Origin of the sequence: Kosakonia sp. WA-90, from assembly GCF_039871955.1 — a bacterium.
Lineage (GTDB): Bacteria > Pseudomonadota > Gammaproteobacteria > Enterobacterales > Enterobacteriaceae > Kosakonia > Kosakonia oryzendophytica.
In genome coordinates this window covers 1-2,204 of sequence record NZ_JBDPLJ010000014.1, presented here as the reverse complement: position 1 = coordinate 2,204, position 2,204 = coordinate 1, and the positions used below count along the sequence as shown (strand labels likewise).

General features: G+C 54.8%; 2 protein-coding genes. One reads left to right on the top strand and one right to left on the bottom strand.

Annotated elements, in window-relative coordinates:
- The coding region (locus ABGA49_RS16045) for an alpha/beta fold hydrolase (protein WP_347665802.1) at nucleotides 1-1,960 on the top strand (1,960 nt) is incomplete at its 5' end.
- A gap of 49 nt (nucleotides 1,961-2,009) precedes the next feature.
- Here ABGA49_RS16045 and ABGA49_RS16040 read toward each other — a convergent pair.
- The coding region (locus tag ABGA49_RS16040) for a hypothetical protein (RefSeq protein WP_347665801.1) at nucleotides 2,010-2,204 on the bottom strand (195 nt) is incomplete at its 5' end.

The following is a 2,204-nucleotide window of genomic DNA, read 5'->3' as shown; positions in this document are numbered from 1 at the left end:
GGCGGCGTTCCCGCTGACGGCGAACGGCAAGCTGGACCGGCGTGCACTGCCGGTGCCGGACAGTGCATCGGTGGTGACACAGGGGTATGAAGCGCCGGAAGGGGAGACCGAGCGTGAACTGGCGGCAGTATGGTGTGACCTGCTGGGGCTGGAGCGCGTCGGCCGGCATGACAACTTCTTCGAGCTTGGCGGCCACTCGCTGATGGCGGTTCAGTTGCTGAATCGTCTGGCACGGGCCGGTATGGAAACCTCGCTGGCAATACTCTTTGCTCATCCGATATTGCGTCAGCTTGCCGTAGCCGTTAAACGCCCCGGGAAACTCACAACATCTCCTTTGGACGATAACCCGTTGCTGCTGCGTGCGGAGGGGGCTCAGCCGCCGCTTTTCTTTGTGCATGAGCCTTCAGGCGATCCGCTGGTTTATTCGCCTCTCGCCTCATTACTTCAGGTCGATCGCCCGGTATATGTGCTGCACGCATTGGGCATGTATGCTCTGGAGAATCCGCCTACTTCACTGGAGGCGCTTGCTGCTTACCATGCAGAAGCCATCCGTCGCGTTCAGCCCCATGGGCCTTATTACCTCTGCGGTTGGTCATTAGGGGGGCTGCTAAGTTATGAAATAGCCTGTCAGTTGCATCAGCGCGGGGAGGAGATTGCTTTTATCGGGATGATCGACAGTTATCACCCCGCTTTGCTGCAGAATAGCGCTTTCGACGCGCTTTCCGCAGCGGAACAAAGAGATGCAATGATACTGGCGTTTTTATCCAACTATGTGCCGGAGAGCGACCGGGCGGTATTAGCGCAACTTCAACGACCGATTGATGAGAAAAAAGCCGTTGACCTCTGTTCTTTTCACCGCTGGTTACCCGACGATATGACCTGTGAAGCACTGTTGCTGCGGTTAAATACGGCGCTTTATATCAGGCCGCTCGGGCTGAAATACAGGCCGTCGTCCTCAGACTTTACTGTCAATTTGTACACGGCAGAGACGCAGGAAAACGAGGACAGATGGCGTGGTTGGCACGGCATTGTGGGTGAGCGCTCATCACTGCATCCGGTAGGAGGAACCCATCACTCCATCATGCAGCAACCCCGGCTTGCACAATTGGCAGCGTATCTGTCTGCACATCTGTTGCCTCAGACGCCCTATAACCCGGTAGTGATCATGCACGAGGGGGTAAAAACAGAGCCGCCACTTTTTTGTATACCCGGCGCGGGGGCGTCCGCGTTCAGTTTTCTCGATCTTGCGGGGCTTTTGCCTGTCAGCTCACCGGTTTATGTATTGCAGGCCCGGGGATTAACCGAGGTTACCCGCATGCCTCACCTGACGGTTGAAGAGACCGCGCGTGACTATATTTGTGCAATGCGGCAAATACAGCCGTGCGGGCCTTACTTCGTTGTCGGCCACTCGTTTGGCGGATGGATCGCGCTGGAAATTGCGCTGCAATTACAGGCGCAGGGCGAGAGCGTTTCCGATCTGATTGTGATTGATAGCAGGGCGCCGGGAAGTAAACAATCGGCCTCTCATCGTGAGGCGATAATGAAGTTGATTGATATTTATAACTTAATGCTGAACCGGACTCTTCCTGTGACGTGGGAAGAGTTATCACCCCTGGCACCGAAAGAGCAACTTGGCTATTTGCATCAGGTTCTGGTGGATGCCGGTTTATATACAAACAAAACGCCGCTTTCCGCACTGGAGGGGGTATTTCAGGTCATAAAAGCGAACTTAAACACGTCGTATTACCCGGCGACTCGCTACCGCGGGGTGATGCATATGATTAATGCCCAGGAGGGGGACTGCGTAGCAAGAGAAAAACATAATGCGGTGTGGTCTGCATATGCAGAGCGATTAACTCCTCTGCTCAACCCTGGTAATCATATGACCATGCTGACCATGCCCTTTGTGGCAAAGCTTGCCGATTACATCACAACTGTGATGAGCCTGACCCGCGACTGAGATTCCTCTGTTGTCACCCAAAACCACCTCCGCGGAGGTGGTTTTTTTATCATTGAACGAAATTCGATGGAGAGTCCGGAAAACAGAAAGCAAAAACCCAGCCATAGGCTGGGTTCTCTGAATAAGTGGTGCCCGGACCCGGACTAACGCCGCAGGCGTTGAACAGCGCGCTTGTCGCGCTGGCCCCGAAGGGGTGAGCCGCTTGCGGCGAATAATCGAACGAAGTTCGATGGAGAGTCCGGAA